The sequence below is a fragment of the Plastoroseomonas hellenica genome (assembly GCF_018129085.1).
In the GTDB taxonomy this organism is placed as follows: domain Bacteria; phylum Pseudomonadota; class Alphaproteobacteria; order Acetobacterales; family Acetobacteraceae; genus Plastoroseomonas; species Plastoroseomonas hellenica.
This window is the reverse complement of record NZ_JAAGBB010000007.1, coordinates 151,470-173,234: the sequence shown is the minus strand read 5'-3', so window position 1 is coordinate 173,234 and position 21,765 is coordinate 151,470. Positions and strand designations below refer to the sequence as shown.

Here is a 21,765-nt window from a genome sequence, read left to right as displayed (position 1 = left end):
ACCCGCGCGATTCCTTCGCGCCGCTAAGCCATGAGGCTGAAAATACTTGGGGCGCGGCCAGCCTGCCGGCCAGCCACGCCCCGTTTCCGTCGAAGCCTTGGGATCAGGTCCCGACTTCGCCGCCATCCTTCTTGACGATCGCGATCACCGAAGGCCGCGGCGGCACGCCGGCCTGGAAGTCGGGCCAGCGGGTCGAAGGCTGCTCGAAGGTGCTGCCGGTGTCGTCGCCGGGGTGCTGGATGGCGAGGAACAGCGTCTTGTCATCCGGCGCGAAGCGCGGCCCGCAGACCTCGGCCCCCGTCGGCGCCTGGTAGAAGAGCCGGGTCAGCGCCCGGCCCGCGCCGGCGGTATCGGTCGCATAGACACCATCTGCAATGCCCGCGGCGGTCGGCGCACCGTCGGTCGCGATCCAGAGCCGTCCCTTGGCGTCGAAGGCGCAGTTGTCCGGGCAGGAGAGCCAGCCCTGGTCGCTGGTCGCGCGGTGATACTGTGCGCCGGCATCCTGGCCGGGCTTGCCGGCCATCAGGAAGATCGCCCAGCGGCCGCCCTCGGTCGCGGCATGATCGAAGCCATTGCCGGCGGCGGGCGGGATCAGCTCGATCACATGGCCATGGTTGTTGCGCGGGCGCGGATTGGCCGGGCTGACCTGCTGCGCGGTACGGTTCGAGTTGTTGGTCAGCATGACATAGACGCGGTTGTTGACCGGGTTGGTCTCCACGTCCTCCGGCCGGTCCATCGGCGTCGCCTCCAACAGGTCGGCGGCGCGGCGGGTGTTGATCAGCACCTCGGCCTGATTGGCGAAGCCATTGGCCGCGGTCAGCGGGCCCTGGCCATGCACGATCGGCAGCCATTCCAGCTTGCCGTCATCCTGTAGCTTCGCGACGAAGAGCGTGCCCTCGTCCAGCAGGTCGCGGTTCGCGGCGCGGTCATTCGGGTTCCAGGGCCGCGCGGTGACGAACTTGTAGAGGTAGTCGAAGCGCTCGTCGTCGCCGGAGTAGAAGACCACGCGCCCATCATGGTTCACGACATGGGTCGCGCCCTCATGCTTGAAGCGGCCGAGCGCGGTGCGCTTCACCGGCTGGCTCTGCGGATCATAGGGGTCGTATTCGACCACCCAGCCGAAGCGGTTCGGCTCGTTCGGCTCCTTGTCGAGGTTGAAGCGGTCCTCGAAGCGGCCCCAGCCATATTGCGCCTCGGCCACGATGCCGTAGCGGCGATAGGCATCCTTCTGGGCGCCGGTGGTCGCGGCGGCACCGCCGAAATAGTAGTTGAAGTTCTCTTCCGCGATGATGACCGTGCCCCAGGGCGTATTGCCGCCGGCACAGTTGTTCAGCGTGCCGAGCACCAGCCGGCCGGTCGGGTCGGCATTGGTCTTCAGGAGGTCATGGCCGGCCGCCGGGCCGCTGACGCGCATCGGCGTCTCGCCGGTGATGCGGCGGTTGTAGCGGCTGCCCTTCACATAGGACCAGCGGCCGCCCTCGCGGCGGATCTCCACCACGGTATGGCCATGCGCCAGGCGCTCGGTCCGCGACTGCTCGGCGGTCGGGCGCAGCCGGGCGGCGCGGCCGCTGCCTATCCCTGGGAACATGAGCTGGGTGTCGGTGTATTCGTGGTTCACGCAGAGCAGCCCGTGCTCGGCGTTCCGCGACCCCTGCGGCAGCGGCTGGAAGTCGATGTAGTCATTGTTGTAGCCGAACTGGCCGGCCTGGCTCGCCGGGGTCTGCGCGTTCGGGTCGAAATCCGGGGCGTCGCCGAGCAGCGGGTCGCCCCAGCGGATCAGCACCTGGACCTCATAGCCCTCCGGCACCGCGTCGCGCTGGCTGAGCTGGTGACGGATCTCCGGGAAGGTCAGGGTGGAGGGCCCGCCCGCCGCCGGCACTTGGGCCAGCGCCGGCTCGGCCGCCGCGACGAGCTGGTCGGCCAGCGTCGCGGCGCCGGCGACGCCAAGCAGCGCGGCACGGCGCGAGAGGCGGCGTTCGATCAGATCGCCGATGCTCTCCCGGACCTCGGGGTTGCTGCCGATATCTTCAATTTCGATGGGCTTGTCCGCGGGCATGGCTCGCTCCCCAGGGGTGGCTGGCGGGGGAGCGATAGACGCACGGGACGACACCCGCGTGACAGAAAGATTTCAATTCAGTGACGCTCTGTGCCCGCCAATTCCTGGCTTGTCGGTACGCCGGCCCGCTACCATGACTCAACGAAAAATAGGGGACGATCCATGTTCATGCCACGGCGCGGCCTGCTGGCGACGATCGTGATGCCTGCCATCTCGCAGGCGCAGCCCGCGGTCCCAGCCACGCCGGTGCGCTTCATCACGCCCTTCGCGGCCGGCGGCGGGGTCGACACCTTGGTCCGGCTGCTTTGCGCCAAGCTGGCGGAGCTCTCCGGCCAGTCCTTCCTGGTGGACAACCGGGCAGGCTCCGGCGGCAATATCGGTACGCTCGCCATCGCCCGGGCACCGGCCGACGGCTCGGTGATCGGGCTCGGCTCGGTCTCCTCGATGGCGATCTCGCCGACGCTCCGCCCTGACCTGCCCTTCGATGTCGAACGCGACTTCACCTATATCGCCGGGCTCTGGCAGTTGCCGAACCTGCTGATCGTGAACAACGACGTGCCCGCGCGGAGCGTGCCGGAACTGATCGGCCTGATCCGCCGCAACCCCGGCGTCTACACCTTCGCCAGCCCGGGCTCCGGCACCACGGTGCATCTCTCCGGGGAGATGCTGAAGCAGATGGCCGGCCTCGACATGCTGCACGTGCCCTATCGCGGCGGTGCCCAGGCGCATATCGATCTGATGGCCGGCCGCGTCCACATGATGCTCGACAACATCCCGCAGGGCCTGGCCGAAGCTCGCGACGGCAAGGTCCGTGCCCTTGCGGTGACCGGCCGGGAGCGCAATCCGCAGGCGCCGGAGATCCCCGCGATGGCGGAGTTTCTGCCGGGCTTCGAGATCACTTCCTGGGCCAGCATGATCGGCCCCGCCGGCCTGCCGGCGCCGATCGTCGCGCGGCTGTCCGCCCTCGCCCGCGCCGCCTTGCAAAGCCCCGATTTGCTGGAGCGCTTCGGCGAGAACGGCGCCCTGCCCTGGTGGACCACGCCGGAGGCGCTGGTCGCCTTCCGGCGCGCGAGCGAGGCGCAGCTCGCACCCGTGATCCGCGCCTCCGGTGCACGGATCGAATAGCCTGGCATCGTCATGACCGGGACCGCAGACGTCGCCCGCGCGCGCTGGCCCGGCGTGACCATCGCCCATTGCCGGCACCCGCCCTGGGAGGCTCGGGACGGCGTCCAGGCGGCCGCGCCTGAGGCTATCGCCTATGTCACGAACATAGTGCCGGCGCGGCGGCTCGGCCAAATCGACGACATCGTGCCGCTGGTGGCCTTTCTGGCGGCGCCCCGCGCGCAATGGATCAGCGGGCAGACCATCTGGATCAACGGCGCCTACGGCACGCGCTGAGGATGGCGCCATCCCCTACGCCATGGGCTCGGCATCCAGCCGGGCCACGCCATCAAGGCCCGGTACGGCGGCCGGATAGCGCTGGAGCACCAGCGGGTCATGCCCCGGCACGATATGTGCCGGCGTATCGGCCAGGCGGCGCATCGCCTCATAGCCTTCGAGCGTATCCCCGACATTGTAGGCGATCGGGAAAGGCCGGCCCTGCTCCATATTCTCGTAGTAATGCGAGGCATCCGAGGCGAGGACGACCCAGCCGCGGCGCGTGCGGACCCGCGCGAATTGCAGCCCCCGCGAATGCCCGCCGACGAGATGGAGGCTGAGCCCGGGCGCGAGCTCGGACGCACCGTCATGGAACTGCACGCGGCCTTCGAAGACGCGGTGGACCATGGCCGTCACGTCCTCCGCTTCGAAGGGCAGCCGGAGATGCGGGTGGCACATGCAGCGGCCGGTGCAGTAGCGCATCTCTGTGTCCTGCACGTGGTAGCGGGCGCGGGGGAACAGCGTGTGGTTGCCCGCATGGTCGTAATGCATATGGCTCAGGATGACGTCCTGCACGGAATCCGGCTCGACCCCGATGGCCTTCAGGCCCTCGGCCACCGGACGCAGCATGCGACGGCCACGCTTGGCGGCCATCGCTTCGTCGAATCCGGTATCGAGGATGTAGGTCCGCCCCTCGCCCCGAATCGCCCAGACGAAATAATCCATCGGCATCGGCCCGTCATGCGGGTCGCCGCCCAGGAAATTGTCGCTTCGCCGCCGCTCGTGATGGGCGTAGCGCACGGCGTAGATCTCGTAATGGGACATGTTGTCGCTCCTCCCCCTGGCGGCTCAGGCGCCGCGAACCAGGCCACAGCCGCCCTCCTGCAGCGGGCGCCACGCCTCCTCGGGCGGAACCGTGCTGATCAGCTTATAGTAATCCCATGCGCCCCGGCTCTCTCCCGGGCGCTTCACCTCGAAGAGATAGGCGGGGCTCACCACCCGCCCGTCCTCGCGCAGGGTCGCGCCGCCGAAGGCATCGTCCTCGACCGGCATCGTCTTCATGCGGGCGACCACCGCGGCGCCGGAGCGCTTGGCCTCCGCGGCACCGATCGCGGCCACCGCCTTCAGGTAGTGCAGGGTGGCGGAATAGGTGGCCGCCTGCGACATGTTGGGCTTCGATTGCCGGCTGAAGCCGGAGGCGACGACCCGCTCCGACAGCGCGCGCGTCCGGTCGTTCAGGTCCCAGTAGAAGCTTTCGGTCAGCGTCAGCCCCTGCGCCGCCTCGAGGCCGAGGGCGTGCACGTTGTTGATGAAGAGCAGCAGCGCCACCATGCGCTGGCCGCGTCGCGTCAGCCCGAATTCGCCGGCCTGCTTGATGCAGTTGACGAGATCGTCGCCGGCATTGGCCAACCCCACGACCTTGGCGCGGGAGGCCTGGGCCTGCAGCAGGGCGGAGCTGAAATCGGAGCTCGGGAAGGGCATGGCGACGCTGCCGACGACCCGCCCGCCGGCGCGCGTGACGAAGGTGGTGGCGTCATCCTGCAGCGCCTTGCCGAAGGAGTAGTCGGCGCGGATGAAGAACCAGGTGTCGCCGCCCGCGCGCACCACGGCCGTACCCGTCGAACGGGCCAGCATGTAGGTGTCATAGGCCCAGTGGACAGTGTTCGGGGTGCAGCTGCGGCCGGTGAGTTCCGCCACCGCCACGTTGCTGGCCAGCATGACCTTGTCGCGCTCGCGCACCAGGTTGTTCAGCGCGAGTGCGATGGCCGAGCCCTGGATGTCGAGCAGCACATCCACGCCCTGCTCGAACCATTGCCGGGCGATGCTGACGCCGAGATCGGGCCGGTTCTGGTGGTCGGCACTCACGATCTCCACAGTGAGGCCATTGGCCGCGGCGAATTCGGCAACAGCCTGCCGCACGCAGGCGACGGAGCCGACGCCGCCGTTGTCGCGGTAGGTGCTCGACTGGTCGTTGAGCACGCCGAGCCGGATCACCGGCTGAGGCTGACCCAGGGATGGCCGGGTGGCGGTCATGGTCGCCCCACCGGCAAGAACCGCGCGCCTCGTGAACATGTTTGGTTTCCTCCCCTCCCAGATTTCCTGGCTGCGGCGTCAGCTTCCGTCCTTAGCCGGCGGCCGCCTGGCCGATCCGCGCTCGCCTGGCCCCGGGCTGGGACGCCGCGCCGAACGGCGCTCGGCTGCCGCCCGGATATCCTCGGTGACGACGTGCACCCGGCTTTCATAGGCATGGCGGATGTGCAGCCTGGCCGCCGCTTCAGCTTCCGCCGGATCGCGCGCCTGGATCGCTGCCACGATGGCTTCGTGCTCACGCAGCGCGACCTCGGCCCTGCCGGGGGCGTGGTAGGTGGTCCGCCCGAGCAGCGGCACGAAGTTCAGCAGCGTCCGCAGGCTCTTCAGCAGGAAGCGGTTATGCGCCGCCTGGTAGATCTGCTCGTGCAGGGCCTGGTTCTCCCGCGCGTGAGCGCGCGGGGCGTCAGGCAGCTTGCGCATGGCGTCGAGCGTCGATGCCAGGATGCGGCGTTCCGTGTCATCCGCGTTCCGGGCAGCGAGTGCCGCCGCGGTTCCCTCCAGGCTCTCCCGGGTCGCGTAGAATTCGCCGATCGCGCGGAGATCATAGAGCGCGACCGAGAGACCGCCGCCCGGAGCATGCTCCAGCAGGCCTTCCGCCTGCATGCGCCGCATCGCCTCCCGCACCGGGGTGCGGCTGATGCGCAGCCAGGCGGAGACTTCCGGCTCCATGACGCGCTGGCCGGGCTCGAGCGTGCCCTCGCGGATCGCCTCGTGCAGCATGTCATAGGCCCAGTCGCTGCGGCCGCGGCCGCCGCGTTCGTCGTCCCCGTCGCCGCGCTCCGGGATGTCGAGACTCATGCGCTTGTCGCTCCATGCCCACATCGTCGGGCTCGGCACCTATAGGGGCACGCTGCCGGCCGCCTCAAGAAGAATCTGCACACTCGTGCATACACGAGTATTGACACGCATTCCCTGGGGCGACATCCTTTCGCCAACGAAGGACAACGCCGCGATACGGGCGGCGTAGAGGAGGATCCGCGCCGATGCCGAACGCCGCCCAATACGACGTCATCGTGGTTGGAGCCGGAAATGCCGCGCTCTGTGCGGCGCTCTCCGCGCGCGAACAGGGTGCCCGGGTGCTCGTGCTCGAAAAGGCGAGCGAGGAGGAGCGCGGCGGCAATTCCACCTTCACCGCCGGCGGCTTCCGCTTCGTCCATGACGGGCTCGAGGATCTGCGCCAGGACGTGCTGGTCGACCTGTCCGAGGCCGAGGCGGGCCAGATCTACATCCCGCCGCTGCCCTCCGACCTCTACATGACCGACCTGATGAAGGTGACGGAGAACCTCTCCAACGAGGACCTCGCCGAGTTGCTGATCGGGCGTTCCCGCGAGACGGTGGTGTGGATGCGCAGCAAGGGCGTGCGCTTCATCCCGATGTTCGGGCGCCAATCCTATGTGGTGAACGGCAAGCACCACTTCTATGGCGGCGTGAACATCGAAGCCGTCGGCGGCGGCTGGGGGCTGGTGGATTTCCTCATCAAGGCCGCGGAGCGTGCGGGCATCGACATCCGCTACGGCACCGGCCTGCGCAAGCTGCTGCAGGCGCAGAGCGGCGAGGTCACCGGCGTGCTCGCCTTCGGTCCCAAAGGCTATGAGGAGATCGCGGCGAAAGCCGTGGTGCTGGCCTGCGGCGGCTTCGAATCCAATCCGGAGATGCGCACCCGCTATTTCGGCCCGGGCTGGGAGCTCTGCCGCGTGCGCGGCACCAAGCACAACACCGGCGATGGCATTCGCGCCGCGCTCGATATCGGCGCCCAGGCCTATGGCGGCTGGTCCACCTGCCATGCCGTGCAGTGGGATATCAGCGCACCGCCCTTCGGGGATCGGGTGGTGCTGGACAATTTCCAGAAGCACTCCTACCCGCTCGGCATCATCGTCAATCTCGAAGGCAATCGCTTCGTCGACGAGGGCGCGGATTTCCGCAACCATACCTATGCGAAGTACGGCCGCGAGGTGATGAAGCAGCCGGGACGCGCCGCGGTGCAGATCTTCGACAGCCAGACCATCAAGATGGTCCGTGACGAATACCGCATCAAGCAGGTGACCAAGGCCGAGAGCGACACGATCGAAGGGCTGGCGCGCGCGCTCGACATCGATGCCGAGGGCCTGCAGCGCACCGTCGCCGCCTACAACGCAGCCTGCCAGCCGGGCGACTACAACCCCGCCATCCTGGACGGCAAGGGCACCAAGGGCATCAGCCCGCCCAAGTCCAACTGGGCGCTGCCGATCAACGAACCGCCCTATTATGGCTTCGTCGTCACCTGCGGCATCACCTTCACCTTCGGCGGCCTCAAGATCAGCACGCAGGGCGAGGTGCAGGACACCACCGACGCCACCATCCCCGGGCTCTACGCCGCCGGCGAGCTGGTCGGCGGCATCTTCTACCAGAACTACCTCGGCGGCGCCGGGCTGATGTCGGGTTCGGTCTTCGGCCGGCTGTCCGGACGTTCGGCCGGGCTCTACGCCACGCAGGCCGTCACCGCGGCCGCGGCGGAGTAGTGCCATGGACGTCGCGGGAAAGATCTACCTGATCACCGGCGGTGCGAGCCTGATCGGCTCGCACCTGACGGATGCGCTGCTGGCTGCCGGCGCCAGCGAGGTGCGGCTGCTCGACAACTTCTCCCTGGGCACGCCTGATACCATCGCGCATCTGCTCGACGACACCAGGGTGACGCTGATCCGCGGCGACATCCTGCGGCTGCCCGAGCTGCTGGACGCGGCGCAGGATGCCGACGGGATCTTCGCCCTGGCCGGCTTCCTCACCATCCCCATGTTCGCCAACCCGTCGCTCGGCGTGCAGGTCAATACGGTCGGGCTGCTGAACACGCTGGAGGCGGCACGCTTCGCCAAGGTGCGGCGGGTGGTGTTCTCCTCCTCGGTCGCCGCCTATGGCAATGCCGAGGCCGAGGTGCTGGCCGAAGACGCGCCGACCGTCACCGCGTCCCTGTCGCCGGTCACCGCCGTCTATGGCGTCAGCAAGCTGTTCGGCGAAAGCCTCTGCCGCCTTTACGCGCAGAAATTCGGGCTGGAGTTCAACGCCCTCCGCTTCGCATCGGTCTATGGCGAGCGCCAGCATGCGCGCGCGGTGAATGCGAACTTCATCGCCGAGACCTATGAGCGCGTCCGCCGGGGCGAGCAGCCCATCATCATCGGCGATGGCCGGGAAGTGCATGACTATACCCATGTGACCGACATCGCGGCCGGCTGCCTCGCCGCCATGGCGAGCGAGAAGAGCGGCGCCGTCATGAACCTGGCGACCGGTGTGGACTCCACCCTGACCGATGTGGTGCAGGCGGTGCTGCGCATCTGCGGCTCAGACCTGCAGCCGGAATATCGGCCGGATACGCGCGCGGTCCGCTCCGCCGGCGGCACCCATCTCGGCTTCAGCCGCGGCCGCGCGGAAGCGACGATCGGCTGGGTGCCCAGGATCAACCTCGAAGACGGCATCCGCCGCTACATCGCCTGGCGGGAGACGCGATCGCAGTAGGAGCCCATCCACGGCTGGAGGAAACGATCATGAACATCGCCACCACGCCCGCTGAGGCCAGCACTGCGCCCCTCGCCCGCCGCATCGCCGACTTTGCCGTTGCACTGGATTACGACCTGATCCCCGCCAAGGTGCGGGAACGCGCGCGCATCCAGATGCTGGATGGGCTCGGCGTCGGCCTCGCCTCCAATGCCTATCCCTTCGCAGCACGGGCGATGGCCGGTATCCAGGCGCTCGGCGGTGCCGGCGACTGCGGCGTGCTTGGGCGACCGGAGCGCCTGCCGCTGCGCGATGCCGCCTTGGCGAACGGCATCCTCATCCACGGGCTCGATTTCGACGACACCCACCTCGCCAGCATCGTGCACGCGACCGCCGCCTGCCTGCCCTGCGCCCTCTCGCTCGGCGAGCATCTCGGGGCGCATGGGCGGGATGTGCTGGTGGCCTATGCCGCGGGCATGGAGGCGGCGATCCGCATCGGCGCCGCGGTGAAGGGCGGCTTCCATCACGCCGGCTTCCACGCCACCGGCATCGTCTCCCATTTCAGCAGCGCGATCGTCGCCGGCAAGCTGCTGGGGCTGACGGTGGAGCAACTCGTCTCCGCCCAGGGGATCGCGGCGAGCACCGCCGCCGGCGTGCAGGTCTTCCTCGAGGAAGGCGCCTGGACCAAGCGCTTCCACCCCGGCTGGGGCGCCGTCGCCGGCATCACTGCGGCGCATCTGGCGCAGCACGGCTTCGTCGGGCCCTCGCGGCCCTATGAGGGCAAGTTCGGGCTGCTGGAGACGCATCTGCAGACGCATGCCGGAGAGGCGGATCCGGCGCTGATCGCCGATGCGCTCGGCCAGCGCTGGGACCTCGCGGACACCGCCATCAAGCCCTATCCGGTGTGCCACTTCATCCATGGTGCCGCCGACGCCGCGCTGGAACTGCGGGCGGAGGTGCCGGACCCGCGGGCGATCCGCAGCATCCGTATCCTGCTGCCCGGGCCGACCCTGCCGATCGTCGCCGAGCCGGCTGCCGACAAGGCGCGGCCGCAGACCGACTACGCCGCGAAGTTCAGCGCCCCCTTCGTCATCGCCACCTGCCTGCTGCGCGGCCGCTTCGGCCTGGCGGAGCTGGAGCCGGCGCCGCTGGCCGATCCCGAGGTACTGGCGCTCTCAGCCCGCAGCCACTGCGAGGCCGATCCCGACACCGCCTTCCCCGCCTATTTTTCCGGCGGCGTGGAACTGGAATTGTCGGATCGCCGACGGCTGCGCCGACATGTCCGGGTGAACGGCGGCGCCGGTGAGCGCGCGCTGAACATTGCCGGTGCCTCATCAAAATTCCTCGCGGCCGCCGGCATGCATCTCCCGCCCGCCGCCGCGCGGCGCGCCTGCGATGCGGTGCTGGCGATCGACATGAAGCCGTTGCGCGAGACCATGCCCGCGCTGGTCGGAGGCTGACCCGATGCCTGCTCCGCCATTGTCCCGCCGCGCTGCCCTCGCCCTGCCGGCGCTGCTCGCCCTGCCGCGCGATGCCCGCGCCGCCTGGCCGGACAGGCCGATACGGCTCGTGGCCCCCTTCCCCGCCGGCAGCGGCACCGACATCCTGGCGCGGCTGCTCGCCGAGCCGCTCTCGGAGAGGTTCGGCCAGCCGGTGGTGGTGGAGAACCGTCCCGGTGGCAATGGCGTGGTCGGCAGCGGCGTGGTCGCCACCGCGGCGGCGGATGGCAACACGCTGCTGATGTTCGGCACCAGCGCCGCGGCGATCAACCCGCATCTCCTGCGCCGCCTGCCCTATGATCCGATCCGCGATTTCGCACCGATCGGCAGCATCGCCGAGCAGCCCTACATCCTGGTGGTGCCCCCGGACGCGCCGGGCCGCGATCTGAAATCCTGGCTCGCCGCCGCCCGCGCCCGCCCGCAGGGCCTGACGCTCGCCTATGGCAATGCCGGGTCGCAGATCATGGCGGCGATGCTGGCGCGCGACGCCGGGCTGCGGCTGACCCTGGTGCCCTATCGCGGCACTGCCGAGGCGATCACCGATGTCTCGGTCGGCCGCGTCGATTGCACCTTCGCCGATTTCGGCATCGGCATGGCGCAGCAGCATGCCGCCCGGGTGCGCGCGCTGGCCCAGACGGCCGCGACGCCCTCCCCGCTGGCGCCGGCAATACCGCCGCTGGCGAGCGAGGTGCCCGGCTTCGACGCCGGTGTCTGGTTCAGTCTCGTCGCCCCGGCGGCCACGCCACGGGAGATCCTGGAGCGCGCCGCGACCGTGCTGGATGAGGTGCTGGCCGCGCCGCGATTCCAGGAGAGGCTCGCCAATCTCGGCCTGACGCCGCTGCGCATGGGTCCGGCCGCGCTCGGCGCGCATCTGCAGCGGCAGCTCGCACTCTGGGGCGAACGGGTGCGGCTCGCCGGGATCGAGCCGCAATAGAGGGGCTATGGCGTCGATCAAGGGATAGCCGAAGCGGGGGGATCCAATGTCGCAGACACGCATGAGCCGACGGCCGTTGCTTGGGCTGGCGGCGGGCCTGATGGCAGGCAGGGCGACGGCCCAGTCGGCCTGGCCGCGCCAGCCTGTCCGCATCATCCTGCCGGCGGCGGGCGGTGGCTCCTCCGATCCGCTCGCGCGGTTCGCCGCGCAGGAATTCACCAGGCGCTTCGGGCAACCCTTCATCATCGAAAACCGCCCCGGTGCCTCCGGCAATGTCGGCATGGCGGCGGCGGCGCGGGCGCAGGCCGATGGCCACACGCTCCTGTTCAGTTGGGCCGGGCCGCTGGCCACCAACATGGCGCTCTATCGCAATCTGACCTTCCATTCGCAGCGGGATTTCGATCCGATCGCGCGCTTCGGCGCCATTCCCAATGCGCTGGTGGTGGGGAAGAACTCACCGGTGACCACGCTGGCAGGCTTCCTCGATATGGCGCGCGCCAATCCGGGCGGGGTCAGCTACGGCTCCACCGGCAGCGGCAGTTCGATGCATCTGGCGGGGGCGATGCTCGCGGCGGCGACGGGCACGCAACTGACCCATGTCCCCTACAGCTCGCCCGCGGCCGCGGTGACCGACGTGATCGCCGGGCGCCTCAGTGCCATGTTCCTCGGCGCTCCCGGCGCGGTGCCGCTGAGTCGCGGGGGAGAAATCCGCGTGCTGGCCGTTCTGGCCGAAAGCCGCGCCACCGTCCTGCCCGATGTCCCGACAACTGCGGAGCTGGGCTACCCGAGCGTGGTGATGGGCACCTGGTTCGCCTGGCTGGCGCCCAAGGGGACGCCGCGCCCGGTCATCGTCGCGCTCAACGCGGCCGCCAACGAGATCTTGGACAGCCCCGGGCGCGACTGGCTCCTGCAACAGGGGCTGGAGATCGGCGGCGACGCCGCCGGCGGGCCGCCGGAAAGCCTGGAGCGATTCCTCTCCAGTGAGATCGAGCGCCACGCGGCGCTGGTGCAATCGGCGAATATCAGCGTGGATTAGGCTCAAGCCCTTCCAAGATCTCCAGGATCGGTGGCGGCCGATGGGCGCGAACCAGCGGCAGCGCCTCCGAGAAGCGCTCCACCTCCACCAGGCAGGATTGCGCGGAGGGCCCCTGGCCGAGGCGAGAGGTGCCGATATCCGCGGTCAGCACGTTGCAATTGCCGTGCACGCAGAGGCTGCCCGGCATGCCCGGTTGCAGCGGGTCGAACCAGGCGCCGGTCGCCATCATGACCACGCCGCGCAGCAGCCGGTCGTCGAAGCGGAGACCCGCGAGGCAGGCACCGCGATCGTTGAACACCTTCAGGATCTCGCCGTCGCGGAGCCCCCGCGCCGCCGCGTCCTCGGGGTGCATCAGCAGCGGCTCCCGCCCGGCGATCTTGTCGGCCGCCGCGACCCGGCCGGGATCGAGCTGCCCGTGCAGCCGCGTCGCCGGCTGAAAGGACAGGAGGTGCAGCGGGAAGCGCTTTGCCGGCTCGGCCCCCAGCCATTCCCGCTGCGGGATCCAGACCGGGTGGCCTGGCGCGTCGTCATAGCCGAAGCCTGCCACCGTCGCGCTGAACAGCTCCACCTTGCCGGATGGCGTGTCGAGCGGATGCTCGGCCGGGTCGGCATGAAACTCGGCGAACTGGGTATAGGCCTCCTCCGGCGGGGGCGGCGGAGCTTCCCAGTAGCCCTGGGCCCAGAAGCTGTCGAAATCCGGCGTCTCCACACCCTGCCGCGCGCAGGCCTGGCGCCAGCGCTCGAAGAGATGGCGCAGCCAGGCATCCTCGTCGCGCTGCTCGGTGAAGCGATCGCGGTAGCCGAGCTCTTCGGCGATATCGGCCAGCCAGTCATGGTCGTTGCGCGCCTGCCCGACCGGCGCGATCGCCTGATGCATGGCGCGCAGGAAGCGGTCGCGGCCGGAGCTCGCGATGTCGTTCCGCTCGAGCGTCGTGGTCGCCGGCAGCACGATGTCGGCGTGACGCGCCGCCGCCGTCCACCAGGGCTCCTGCACAATCATGGTCTCGGCACGCGCCCAGGCGCGCAGCAGGCGGTTGAGGTCCTGGTGGTGATGGAAGGGGTTGCCGCCCGACCACCAGATGATGCGGGTGTCGGGCAGCGGCACCTCCCGGCCATTGTAGCTCAGGCTGCCGCCAGGGTTCTCCAGCATCTCGGTGATGCGCGCGACCGGGATGTAGCGCCCGACCGGATTGCGCGTGGCCGGCATGGAGAAGGACGGGTAGTCGCGGCGCGGGTTGCCCATGCCATTGACGCTGCCATAGCCGAAGCCGACCCCGAGCCCGGGCTTGCCGATGGTGCCGAGCATGGCCGCGATCGCGGTCAGCATCCACCAGGGCTGCTCCCCGTAATCGGCGCGCTGCAGCGACCAGGTGGAGGTCAGCATGGTCGGCTGCGCGGTGATCGCCCGCGCGATCGCGATGATGCGGTCGGCCGCGATGCCGGTGATGTCGGCCGCCCAAGCCGGCGTCTTCGCGAGACCGTCGCTTTCCCCCATCACATAGGCGCGGAGCTTGTCCCAGCCCACACAGTGGCTGGCGAGGAAGGCGTGATCCTCGCGCCCTTCCGCCACCATCCAATGCGCGATCGCGAGCAGCAGCGCGGTGTCCGTCCCCGGCCGGATCGGCACCCATTCGGCGTTGAGCCAATCCGGCATGTCGGCGCGATAGGGGGAGACGTTCAGGAAGCGCACGCCCGCCTCCGCCGCGCGGCGGAAGTGCTGCGTATATTCGGTGGCGCCGGCACCGCCCGAGGTCACCAGCCCGTTCTTCAAGGGCAGGCCGCCCAGGCAGAGCATCAGCTTGGCGTGCTGCCCGATCGCGTTCCAATCTGTGACCCGGCCGAGCAGCACCTCCGTGGTGCCGAGCACATGCGGCATCAGCGCCTGGCCGGCCGCGTAGGAATAGGCGTTGAGCTGCGCGGTGAAGCCACCGCCGAGGCCGAGGAAGCGATGGAGCTGGCTGCGCGCATGGTGAAAGCGCCCGGCCGAGGACCAGCCATAGGAGCCGCCGAAGATCGCCTCATGCCCGACCTCGGCCCTGACCCGCGCCACCTGTTCCGCGATCAGCCGCACCACGCGGTCGGCCGGGACCGGCACGAAGGGGTCGCCGCCGCGCAGATGCCCGGCGCGCTTCCCCTCCAGCCAGCCGCGACGGACATAGGCGCGGTCGACCCGGCAGGCGGCGTGCACCACGTCCGGCACCGCGTCGATCAGGCTTCCCGGGAAGGGGTCGCGCGCGAAGGGCCTCACGCCCACCACGCGGCCATCCCGCACCACGGCATCGAAGGCGCCCCAATGCGCCGCGTGGGGCTTGAGCGTCTGATGACCGGAGCGGTCCGAGGTACCCGTCGGATAGGCCCCAAGGTCTGAATCGGACGCTCCACTCACAAGTTCCGTCATCGTCATCATCCTCTCGCGCGGTTGGAGCCGCACGGCGTTCGCGACTACACTAGCCCGAGGACGCCGTCCCAACGAAAGGCCGCATCATGACCCCGCCCGCCGCGCCCAATTCCGCCGCCGCCCGCGACATCGCCTATGCGCTGCATCCGTATACCGACCAGAAGGCGCATGCCGAGAACGGGCCGCTGATCATGACGCGCGGCAAGGGCGTGCGGGTCTTCGACGACAGCGGGCGCGAATACATCGAGACGGTGGCCGGCCTCTGGTGCGCCGCCCTCGGCTTCGACAATGAGCGTCTGGTCGCCGCTGCGACCGAGCAGATGCGCAAGCTCCCCTTCTATCACGGCTTCACCAGCCGCTCGCACGAGCCGCTGATCGAGCTGTCGGAGATGCTGGTGCAGCGGGCGCCGGTGCCGATGAGCAAGGCCTTCTTCGCCAATTCCGGATCGGAGGCGAACGACAGCGCGATCAAGATGATCTGGTACTACAACAACGCCATCGGCCGGCCGCAGAAGAAGAAGATCATCAGCCGGATGAAGGCCTATCACGGCGTCACCCTGGCCTCTGCATCCCTCACCGGCCTGCCGGCCAACCACAAGCTCTTCGACCTGCCGATCGCCGGCATCCTGCACACCGCCTGCCCGCACCACTACCGTTTCGCCCATGAGGGCGAGAGCGAGGAGGATTTCGCGACACGCCTCGCGACCGAGCTGGAGACGCTGATCCTCGCCGAGGGCCCGGACACCGTCGCCGCGATGTTCGCCGAGCCGATCATGGGCGCCGGCGGCGTGCTGCTGCCGCCGCGCGGCTATTTCCCGAAGATCCAGGCGGTCCTGAAGAAGTACGACGTGCTGCTGGTCGCCGACGAGGTGATCTGCGGCTTCGGCCGCACCGGCAATTACTGGGGCAGCCAGACGCTGGACGTGCAGCCGGACATCCTGACCTGCGCCAAGGCGCTCTCGGCCTCCTTCCTGCCGATCTCGGGCGTGCTGGTGAACGAGAAGGTGTTCCAGGGCATCTCCGAAGGCTCCGCCACGGTCGGCACCTGGGGCCATGGCTTCACCTATTCCGGCCATCCCGTGCCCGCCGCGGTCGCGATCGAGACGCTGAAGATCTATGACGAGATCGACATCCTGGGGCATGTCCGCCGCGTCGGCCCGCACATGCAGAAGGCGCTGCGCGACGCCTTCGCCGACCATCCGCTGGTCGGCGAAGTCCGCGGCACCGGCATGATCGCGGCGATCGAGCTCTCCGCCGACAAGGCCAAGAAGACGCCCTTCGACCCCGCGAAGAAGGCGGCGGCGCGGCTGGTGAAGCTCGGCGAGGAGAACGGCCTGATCCTGCGCATGCTGCCGGGCGACGCCATCGCCTTCTCGCCGCCGCTGATCATGGAGGAAGGCGAGGTGGACGACATGGTCGCGCGCTTCGGCAAGGCGCTGGACGCGCTCTCCGTCCAGCTCCGCCGCGAAGGCCTGGCCGTCGTCTGACGGCCCAGGTCGGGAAGGAAAAGGGGGGCCGGGTCCGGCCCCTCACCGCTCGGACACCGCTCCGGCTGAGATCTTCAGGAGTTGTGCCCGGCATGGCCACCCGCCCGCCCCTTGATGACGCCGCGCCGCGGGGGCGCCGGCCTGCTTCGCCGAACGCATCCACAACCCGCCGGGGCGACCCGGGCGCTGTGCTGATGGAACGGCCCGGCGTGCTGATCCGCCGGCTGCACCAGGTGCATTCGGCGATGTTCCAGGAAGAATGCGCCGCCTTCGGCGTGACCCCGGTGCAGTACAGCCTGCTGACCCTGCTGGCCCATATGCCCGGCATGGAACAGGGCGTCGCCGCGGCCGGCCTGCGGCTGGATCGCTTCACCACCGCGGACGTGGTGCGCCGCCTCGAGGCGGCCGGACTCCTGCTCGCCAAGCGCGGCCAGGACCGGCGGGCCAAGATGCTGTTCCTCACCCGCCGCGGCACGGAGGTCTTCGCCGCGATGCAGGCCTGCGTCGCCCGGGCCCATGACCGGCTGGTGGAGCCCCTGCCGGAACGGCGGCGCGCGCCCTTCCTGCGCCTGCTGCGGCAATTGGTGGACCATCACAGCGCGATCGGCGACTCTCCGCCAAAAGTAAGATGATACTTGTGTCGTTGATCGAAAAGCGATCAACGCCCCCTCAAACGCGTCGTGCGAAGAGCACGCTGCTCGCGTGACGCGCTGCGCATCCGCGCAGCTTGGCTTTGTGCGAATAGCACGCCTCCGGCGTGACGCCGGACTACCGGCGGCGCCCATTCGGGCGCTCGGCACGAGTAAAGCAATCGCGCCGTTCGTATCAGGCAGCGAAGGCGCGCCCACCGAGATAGGCCTCGCGCACATCGGCGCTGGCCATCAGCGCTGGCCCGCTGCCGGCGCGGACCACCCGTCCGGTCTCCAGCAGATAGGCACGGTCGCAGAGGCCGAGCGCCGCCAGCGCGTTCTGCTCGACCATCAGTACCATCAACCCCTGGCGCCGCACCTCCTGCACGATCTCGAAGACCTGCTGCACCAAAGCTGGCGCGAGGCCGAGCGAGGGCTCGTCGAACATCACCAGGCGCGGGCGCGACATCAATGCGCGGGCGATGGCGAGCATCTGCTGCTCGCCGCCAGAGAGCGTGCCGGCCGCCTGGCCGGCGCGCTCCTGCAGGCGGGGGAAGCGCGCATACATTGCATCGAGATCCTGGGCGATGCCGGCGGCGTCGCGCCGCAGCAATGCGCCCATCATCAGGTTCTCCCGCACCGAGAGATGCGGGAAGACGCGCCGCCCTTCCGGACAATGGGCGATGCCGCGCCGCAGGATCTCGCGTGGCGAGAGCCCGGCGATCGGCTGCCCATCCCAGGTGACGCGCCCGGCCGCCGGCTTCAGCAACCCGCTGACGGTCTTCAGCGTGGTGGACTTCCCCGCCCCGTTGGCGCCAATCAGGCTGACCAGCTCGCCCTCGCGCACCTCCAGCGAGATGCCGCGCAGCGCCGCGACGCGGCCATAGGCGACCTCGACCTCTTCAAGCCGCAGCATGCGCGCTCTCCCATCCCGGGGCGCCGCCGAGATAGGCGCGGATGACGTCCGGATCCTCGCGGATCTCGGCCGGCGGCCCGGCGGCGATGACGCGGCCCTGGTTCAGCACCACGATGCGGTCGGAGATGCGCATCACCATCGCCATGTCGTGCTCCACCAGCAGGATGGTGGTGCCGCGGTCGCGGAGCCGCCGGATCAGAGCCATGCATTCGGCGGTCTCGGACGGGTTCAGCCCGGCGGCGGGCTCGTCCAGCAGCAGGAGTTGCGGCGCCGCGGCGGCGGCCAGTGCGATGCCGAGGCGGCGCTGCTCGCCATAGGCGAGGGATTCAGCCGGCGTGTCGGCGCGAGCGGCCAGGCCCACGAAATCCAGCATGGCCCAGGCTTCCTCCTGCAGCCGTGCTTCCTCCCGCCGCGCCGCGGGTAGGCGGAGCAAGGCGCCGAGCAACCCGGTGCGGCCACGCAGATGCAGCGCCATCCGTGCGTTCTCGAACACGGTGCAGCGGCCGAAGATGCTGGTGCGCTGGAAGCTCCGCACCAGGCCCGCCGCCGCGATCCGCTCCGGCGCCTGGCCGACGAGATCCTGGCCCCGGAAGCGGACCCGGCCGTCCCTCGGACGCATGTAGCCGGTGATGACGTTGAAGGCGGTGGTCTTGCCGGCGCCGTTGGGCCCGATCAGGCTGACGACCTCGCCCTCCGCGACCGTGAAGCTGAGGTCGGCGATGGCGACCAGGCCGCCGATCTGCACCGCGACCTGTTCGACGGACAACAGGGGCGGCGCGCTCATGGGGCTTCCTGCGACACGGGGCTGGCGGTGGCGCCCCTGCCTGGCCGACGTGCGGGCATCAGCGCGGCGATGGCGGGCACGATGCCGCGCGGCAGGAACATGACGAGCAGGATCATGGCGACGCCATAGGCGATCCACTGCGCTTCCGGCGGCGCCGCGCCGCGCAGCAGATCGGGCAGCAGGCCGAAGATGAGGCCGCCCACCACCGGCCCCCAGAGCGTGCCCTTGCCGCCGGTGATCACCATGATGACCATCGTGACGGTGTAGATGAACAGGAAGACGTCCGGATCGACGATGCGGACGTTGTGCGCGAAGAGGCTGCCTGCCGCGCCGGCGATGCCGGCCGAGACCACGGTCGCGATGACCAGGTAATGCGTCACCCGGATGCCGACGGAACGCGCCAGCGTCTCATTCTCGCGCAGCGCGACCAGGGCGCGGCCGACGCGCGAATGGACGATCTGCCGCACCACGAGGAAGCAGAGCACGGCGACGCCCAGCACCAGCCAATAGGTCTGGTTCTTGGCATAAAGCTCCACGACGCCCTGCCCGGGCAGCCAAAGGGAGAAGGGCGACAGGCCGATCAGCGCCATCGGCCCCTGGGTGAGCTCCACCCAGTTCAGCGCCACCATCCGCAGCACCTGGGCGAAGCAGATGGTGATGATGACGAAGTAGGCGCCGCGCACCCGGAAGGCGAGCCGGCCGAGCAGCCAGCCGAAGCCGCCCGCGACAGCGATGGCGGCCAGGAAGCCGATCCAGACCGGCTGCGGCGGCAGCGTGAGCCGCAGCCCGAAGCCGATGCCGATATCGAAGCCGAGCGAGGCCAGCGCACTGGCATAGGCGCCGAGCCCGAAAAAGGCCGCATGCCCCAGGCTGAGCTGGCCGGTATAGCCGAGCAGCAGGTTCAGGCTGATGGCGCCGATGATGAAGATGCCGGCGGAGGTCAGCACCGAGAGCAGGTAGAGGTCCGGCAGGACCAGCGGCAGCGCCGCCATCGCGGCGACGAAGCACCAACCGGGCACGGCGCTCATCCGACCCGCTCCCGCGGCGCGACGAGGCCCTGCGGACGGATCGCGAGGACCAGGATGATCAGCAGGAAGCCGAAGGCATCCCGGTATTCGGTGGAGACGTAGCCGCCGCCGAATTCCTCGATATAGCCAAGCGCAAAGCCGCCGATCGCCGCCCCCGGCAGATTGCCGAGGCCGCCGAGGATGACGATGGCGAAAGCCTTCAGCCCGACCAGATCCCCCATGGTCGGCGAGACCATGAAGACCGGCCCGAGCAGCGCGCCCGCGGCGGCGGCGAGGCCGGAGCCGATGGCGAAGGTCGCCGTGTTCACCCAGCCGACCCTGACGCCCATCAGCGCCGCGGCTTCCGCATCCTGGAAGGTTGCGCGCATGGCGGTGCCGGCGCGCGTGCGGTCCAGCAGCAGCCAGAAGCCGAGCAGCAGCGCGCAGGCGACCAGCAGCACGAAGATCCGGAGCGGCATCACCGAAATCGGGCCCACCACCAGCGGCGTGCCCGCGAAGGGGCTCGGCACCAGCTTGGCGACGCCGCCCCAGCCCCACATCTCCGCGTTCTGCAGCACCAGCGCGGCGCCGATCATCACCAGCATGACGGAATCGATGTCGGCCCGGCGCAGCGGCCGCAGCAGCAGGAGCTCGATCGCCGCGCCGAGGGCGGCGCCGAGGAGTGCCGCCAGCAGGAGCGAGAGGTAGAAGTTGATCCCGAGCAGCGACACCAGCGCGTAGACCATGTAGGCGCCGAAGGCGTAGAGCTCGCCATGGGTGAAGTTCACCACACGCATGACGCCGAAGATCAAGGTCAGCCCGATCCCCAGCAGCGCATAGGTGCCGCCGAGGACAGTGCCGTTGACGAGGTGCTGCAGGGCCTGGTCCATCGCATTCGCCTCACGCGTTCAGAGCAGGCTGGTCCTGCCCTCGGCCAGGCGGATGATGGAAACGTTCGGCCGGTTCTGGCCGCTCTCCCGCCCCGCCGGGCCTTCCTTGACGAAGCGGATGTCACCGTTGACGCCATGGATATCGACGCGCCAGAGCGCCTCGCGGATCGCCTCGCCTTCGGCCCGGCCGGCCAGCCGGATCGCCTCGGCGACCGTCAGCACGGCGTCATAGCCGCGGAAGCCCTCGGTCAACCCTGCGAATTCCCAGCCCTTCCGGTTCCATTCGGCGGTGTAGGTCTCGGCGATCTGCGGATAGGGCGCCCGCTCGGGGAACCAGGGCGCGTAGAACAGGATGTGGAAGCTCGCATTGCCCGGCGGCAGCGGATTGGCGAGCAGCGCGTCGGGGAAGGAGCCGCCGGTCGTCACGATGCGCTTGCCGAGGCGCTGCTCCACCGCCTGGCGCAGCATCAGGGTCTGCTGCTCGACGCCCGTGGTCAGGAACACGGTGTCGCCGTCCGACTGCTTGAGCGCTGTGAGCTGCGCCGAGAGGTCGGTCGCTTCCGGCGTCATGGTTTCGCTGCGGCCGATCGCGATCCCCGCACCGCCGAGCGCCGCCGAGAATTTCTCCGTGGCGCCCCGGCCGAAATCGTTGTTGACCGAGAGGAAGTCGATCCGGCGGATCGGCGGATCGAACTTGCCCAACAGTTCGCGGAAGGCCGCCGCCTCCATCGCCGAGGTCGGCGCGATGCGGAAGACCCAGGGGTTGCCGGAGGTGGTGATGCGCTCGGCCGAGGAGGTCTCGACCACCATCGGCACGCGGTATTCCAGCAGCTTCGGCATGATGGAGAGCGTGAAGGTCGAGCTCCAGGCGCCGATCAGCACCGGCACCCTGTCCCGCAGCACCAGTTTCTCGGCCGCGGCGACGGCCTCGCGCGGGTTCGACTTGTTGTCCTCCAGGATCAGCTCCAGCGGCCGGCCCATGACGCCGCCCGCGCGGTTCAGCACCTCGACCGCGATCTTCGCGCCATTGGCGACGTAGTTGCCGGAAGCGGCGACCGCGCCGGTCAGCGGCTGCGTCATGCCGATGCGGATCGGCCCGTCGGACTGGGCGCTGGCGGTTCGCAGAAGCGCCGGCATGGCAAGGCCTGACAGCAGGGCGGTGCGTCGGTTCAGCATGCGGGTGGCTCCCTGGGGTT

19 protein-coding genes are annotated in these 21,765 nt (G+C 69.5%); 9 read left to right on the top strand and 10 right to left on the bottom strand.

All coding sequences use genetic code 11. From position 1 onward, the window contains the following. Window positions 1-103: 103 nt before the first annotated feature. Window positions 104-2,056: a PhoX family protein gene (locus tag GXW71_RS08190; protein ID WP_211851927.1), complete on the bottom strand. Its 1,953-nt coding sequence runs from the start codon at window positions 2,054-2,056 to the stop codon at window positions 104-106. A 162-nt stretch (window positions 2,057-2,218) separates the two neighbouring features. Between GXW71_RS08190 and GXW71_RS08185 the strand changes: the two genes are divergently transcribed. Both GXW71_RS08185 and GXW71_RS08180 read left to right on the top strand, forming a co-directional pair. Further along, window positions 2,219-3,181 (top strand): Bug family tripartite tricarboxylate transporter substrate binding protein, encoded by a 963-nt coding sequence (locus GXW71_RS08185; protein WP_211851926.1) that lies wholly within the window; start codon window positions 2,219-2,221, stop codon window positions 3,179-3,181. Between the two features lie 12 nt (window positions 3,182-3,193). Next, window positions 3,194-3,454: a Rossmann-fold NAD(P)-binding domain-containing protein gene (locus GXW71_RS08180; RefSeq protein ID WP_211851925.1), complete on the top strand. Its 261-nt coding sequence runs from the start codon at window positions 3,194-3,196 to the stop codon at window positions 3,452-3,454. Between the two features lie 15 nt (window positions 3,455-3,469). Here GXW71_RS08180 and GXW71_RS08175 read toward each other — a convergent pair whose 3' ends face one another. Genes GXW71_RS08175 through GXW71_RS08165 form a run of 3 tightly spaced genes read right to left on the bottom strand, consistent with a single transcriptional unit; the run spans window position 3,470 to window position 6,322 of the window. Then, window positions 3,470-4,258 carry an N-acyl homoserine lactonase family protein gene (locus GXW71_RS08175; protein ID WP_211851924.1) on the bottom strand — a complete coding sequence of 263 codons (789 nt, stop codon included), beginning with the start codon at window positions 4,256-4,258 and terminating at the stop codon, window positions 3,470-3,472. 24 nt (window positions 4,259-4,282) lie between these two features. Continuing rightward, window positions 4,283-5,506, bottom strand: coding sequence for an ABC transporter substrate-binding protein (locus GXW71_RS08170; protein ID WP_211851923.1), 1,224 nt, complete (start codon window positions 5,504-5,506; stop codon window positions 4,283-4,285). 39 nt (window positions 5,507-5,545) lie between these two features. Continuing rightward, entirely contained in the window at window positions 5,546-6,322 is a 777-nt protein-coding gene (locus GXW71_RS08165; protein ID WP_211851922.1) for a GntR family transcriptional regulator, read from the bottom strand. 185 nt (window positions 6,323-6,507) lie between these two features. Between GXW71_RS08165 and tcuA the strand changes: the two genes are divergently transcribed. From tcuA to GXW71_RS08140, 5 genes are all read left to right on the top strand, one after another. Then, window positions 6,508-8,022 (top strand): FAD-dependent tricarballylate dehydrogenase TcuA, encoded by a 1,515-nt coding sequence (gene tcuA / locus GXW71_RS08160; protein ID WP_211851921.1) that lies wholly within the window; start codon window positions 6,508-6,510, stop codon window positions 8,020-8,022. Window positions 8,023-8,026: 4 nt separating this feature from the next. Next, on the top strand, window positions 8,027-9,010 hold the full coding sequence (locus tag GXW71_RS08155; protein WP_211851920.1) for an NAD-dependent epimerase/dehydratase family protein: 984 nt from the start codon (window positions 8,027-8,029) through the stop codon (window positions 9,008-9,010). Between the two features lie 29 nt (window positions 9,011-9,039). Then, window positions 9,040-10,449, top strand: coding sequence for an MmgE/PrpD family protein (locus GXW71_RS08150; RefSeq protein WP_211851919.1), 1,410 nt, complete (start codon window positions 9,040-9,042; stop codon window positions 10,447-10,449). Window positions 10,450-10,453: 4 nt separating this feature from the next. Then, entirely contained in the window at window positions 10,454-11,422 is a 969-nt protein-coding gene (locus GXW71_RS08145; protein ID WP_211851918.1) for a Bug family tripartite tricarboxylate transporter substrate binding protein, read from the top strand. A 61-nt stretch (window positions 11,423-11,483) separates the two neighbouring features. Then, complete coding sequence (locus tag GXW71_RS08140) at window positions 11,484-12,458, top strand: Bug family tripartite tricarboxylate transporter substrate binding protein (protein ID WP_246526385.1); 975 nt, start codon at window positions 11,484-11,486, stop codon at window positions 12,456-12,458. Here the strand turns inward: GXW71_RS08140 and GXW71_RS08135 are convergent. Then, entirely contained in the window at window positions 12,445-14,856 is a 2,412-nt protein-coding gene (locus tag GXW71_RS08135; protein WP_211851916.1) for a molybdopterin-dependent oxidoreductase, read from the bottom strand. The genes GXW71_RS08140 and GXW71_RS08135 overlap by 14 nt on opposite strands. 86 nt (window positions 14,857-14,942) lie before the next feature. On the opposite strand from GXW71_RS08135, the gene GXW71_RS08130 reads away from it, so the two are divergent. Continuing rightward, window positions 14,943-16,343 (top strand): aspartate aminotransferase family protein, encoded by a 1,401-nt coding sequence (locus GXW71_RS08130; RefSeq protein ID WP_211851915.1) that lies wholly within the window; start codon window positions 14,943-14,945, stop codon window positions 16,341-16,343. Window positions 16,344-16,537: 194 nt separating this feature from the next. Continuing rightward, window positions 16,538-16,975, top strand: a complete 438-nt coding sequence (locus GXW71_RS08125) for a MarR family winged helix-turn-helix transcriptional regulator (RefSeq protein WP_211851914.1) — start codon at window positions 16,538-16,540, stop codon at window positions 16,973-16,975. 193 nt (window positions 16,976-17,168) lie between these two features. On the opposite strand, the gene GXW71_RS08120 is transcribed toward GXW71_RS08125, so the two are convergent. From GXW71_RS08120 to GXW71_RS08100, 5 genes are read right to left on the bottom strand one after another with little or no spacing between them, the layout of a single operon-like run. Continuing rightward, window positions 17,169-17,888: an ABC transporter ATP-binding protein gene (locus GXW71_RS08120; RefSeq protein WP_211851913.1), complete on the bottom strand. Its 720-nt coding sequence runs from the start codon at window positions 17,886-17,888 to the stop codon at window positions 17,169-17,171. Next, window positions 17,875-18,672: an ABC transporter ATP-binding protein gene (locus GXW71_RS08115; RefSeq protein ID WP_211851912.1), complete on the bottom strand. Its 798-nt coding sequence runs from the start codon at window positions 18,670-18,672 to the stop codon at window positions 17,875-17,877. The genes GXW71_RS08120 and GXW71_RS08115 overlap by 14 nt, the downstream gene beginning before the upstream one ends. Next, window positions 18,669-19,700, bottom strand: a complete 1,032-nt coding sequence (locus GXW71_RS08110) for a branched-chain amino acid ABC transporter permease (RefSeq protein ID WP_211851911.1) — start codon at window positions 19,698-19,700, stop codon at window positions 18,669-18,671. The genes GXW71_RS08115 and GXW71_RS08110 overlap by 4 nt, the downstream gene beginning before the upstream one ends. After that, entirely contained in the window at window positions 19,697-20,569 is an 873-nt protein-coding gene (locus tag GXW71_RS08105) for a branched-chain amino acid ABC transporter permease (protein WP_211851910.1), read from the bottom strand. The genes GXW71_RS08110 and GXW71_RS08105 overlap by 4 nt, the downstream gene beginning before the upstream one ends. 18 nt (window positions 20,570-20,587) lie before the next feature. Beyond that, the gene (locus tag GXW71_RS08100; RefSeq protein WP_246526384.1) at window positions 20,588-21,745 is read right to left on the bottom strand and encodes an ABC transporter substrate-binding protein; all 1,158 of its coding nucleotides are present in this window, start codon (window positions 21,743-21,745) and stop codon (window positions 20,588-20,590) included. Between the last annotated feature and the right edge of the window lie 20 nt (window positions 21,746-21,765).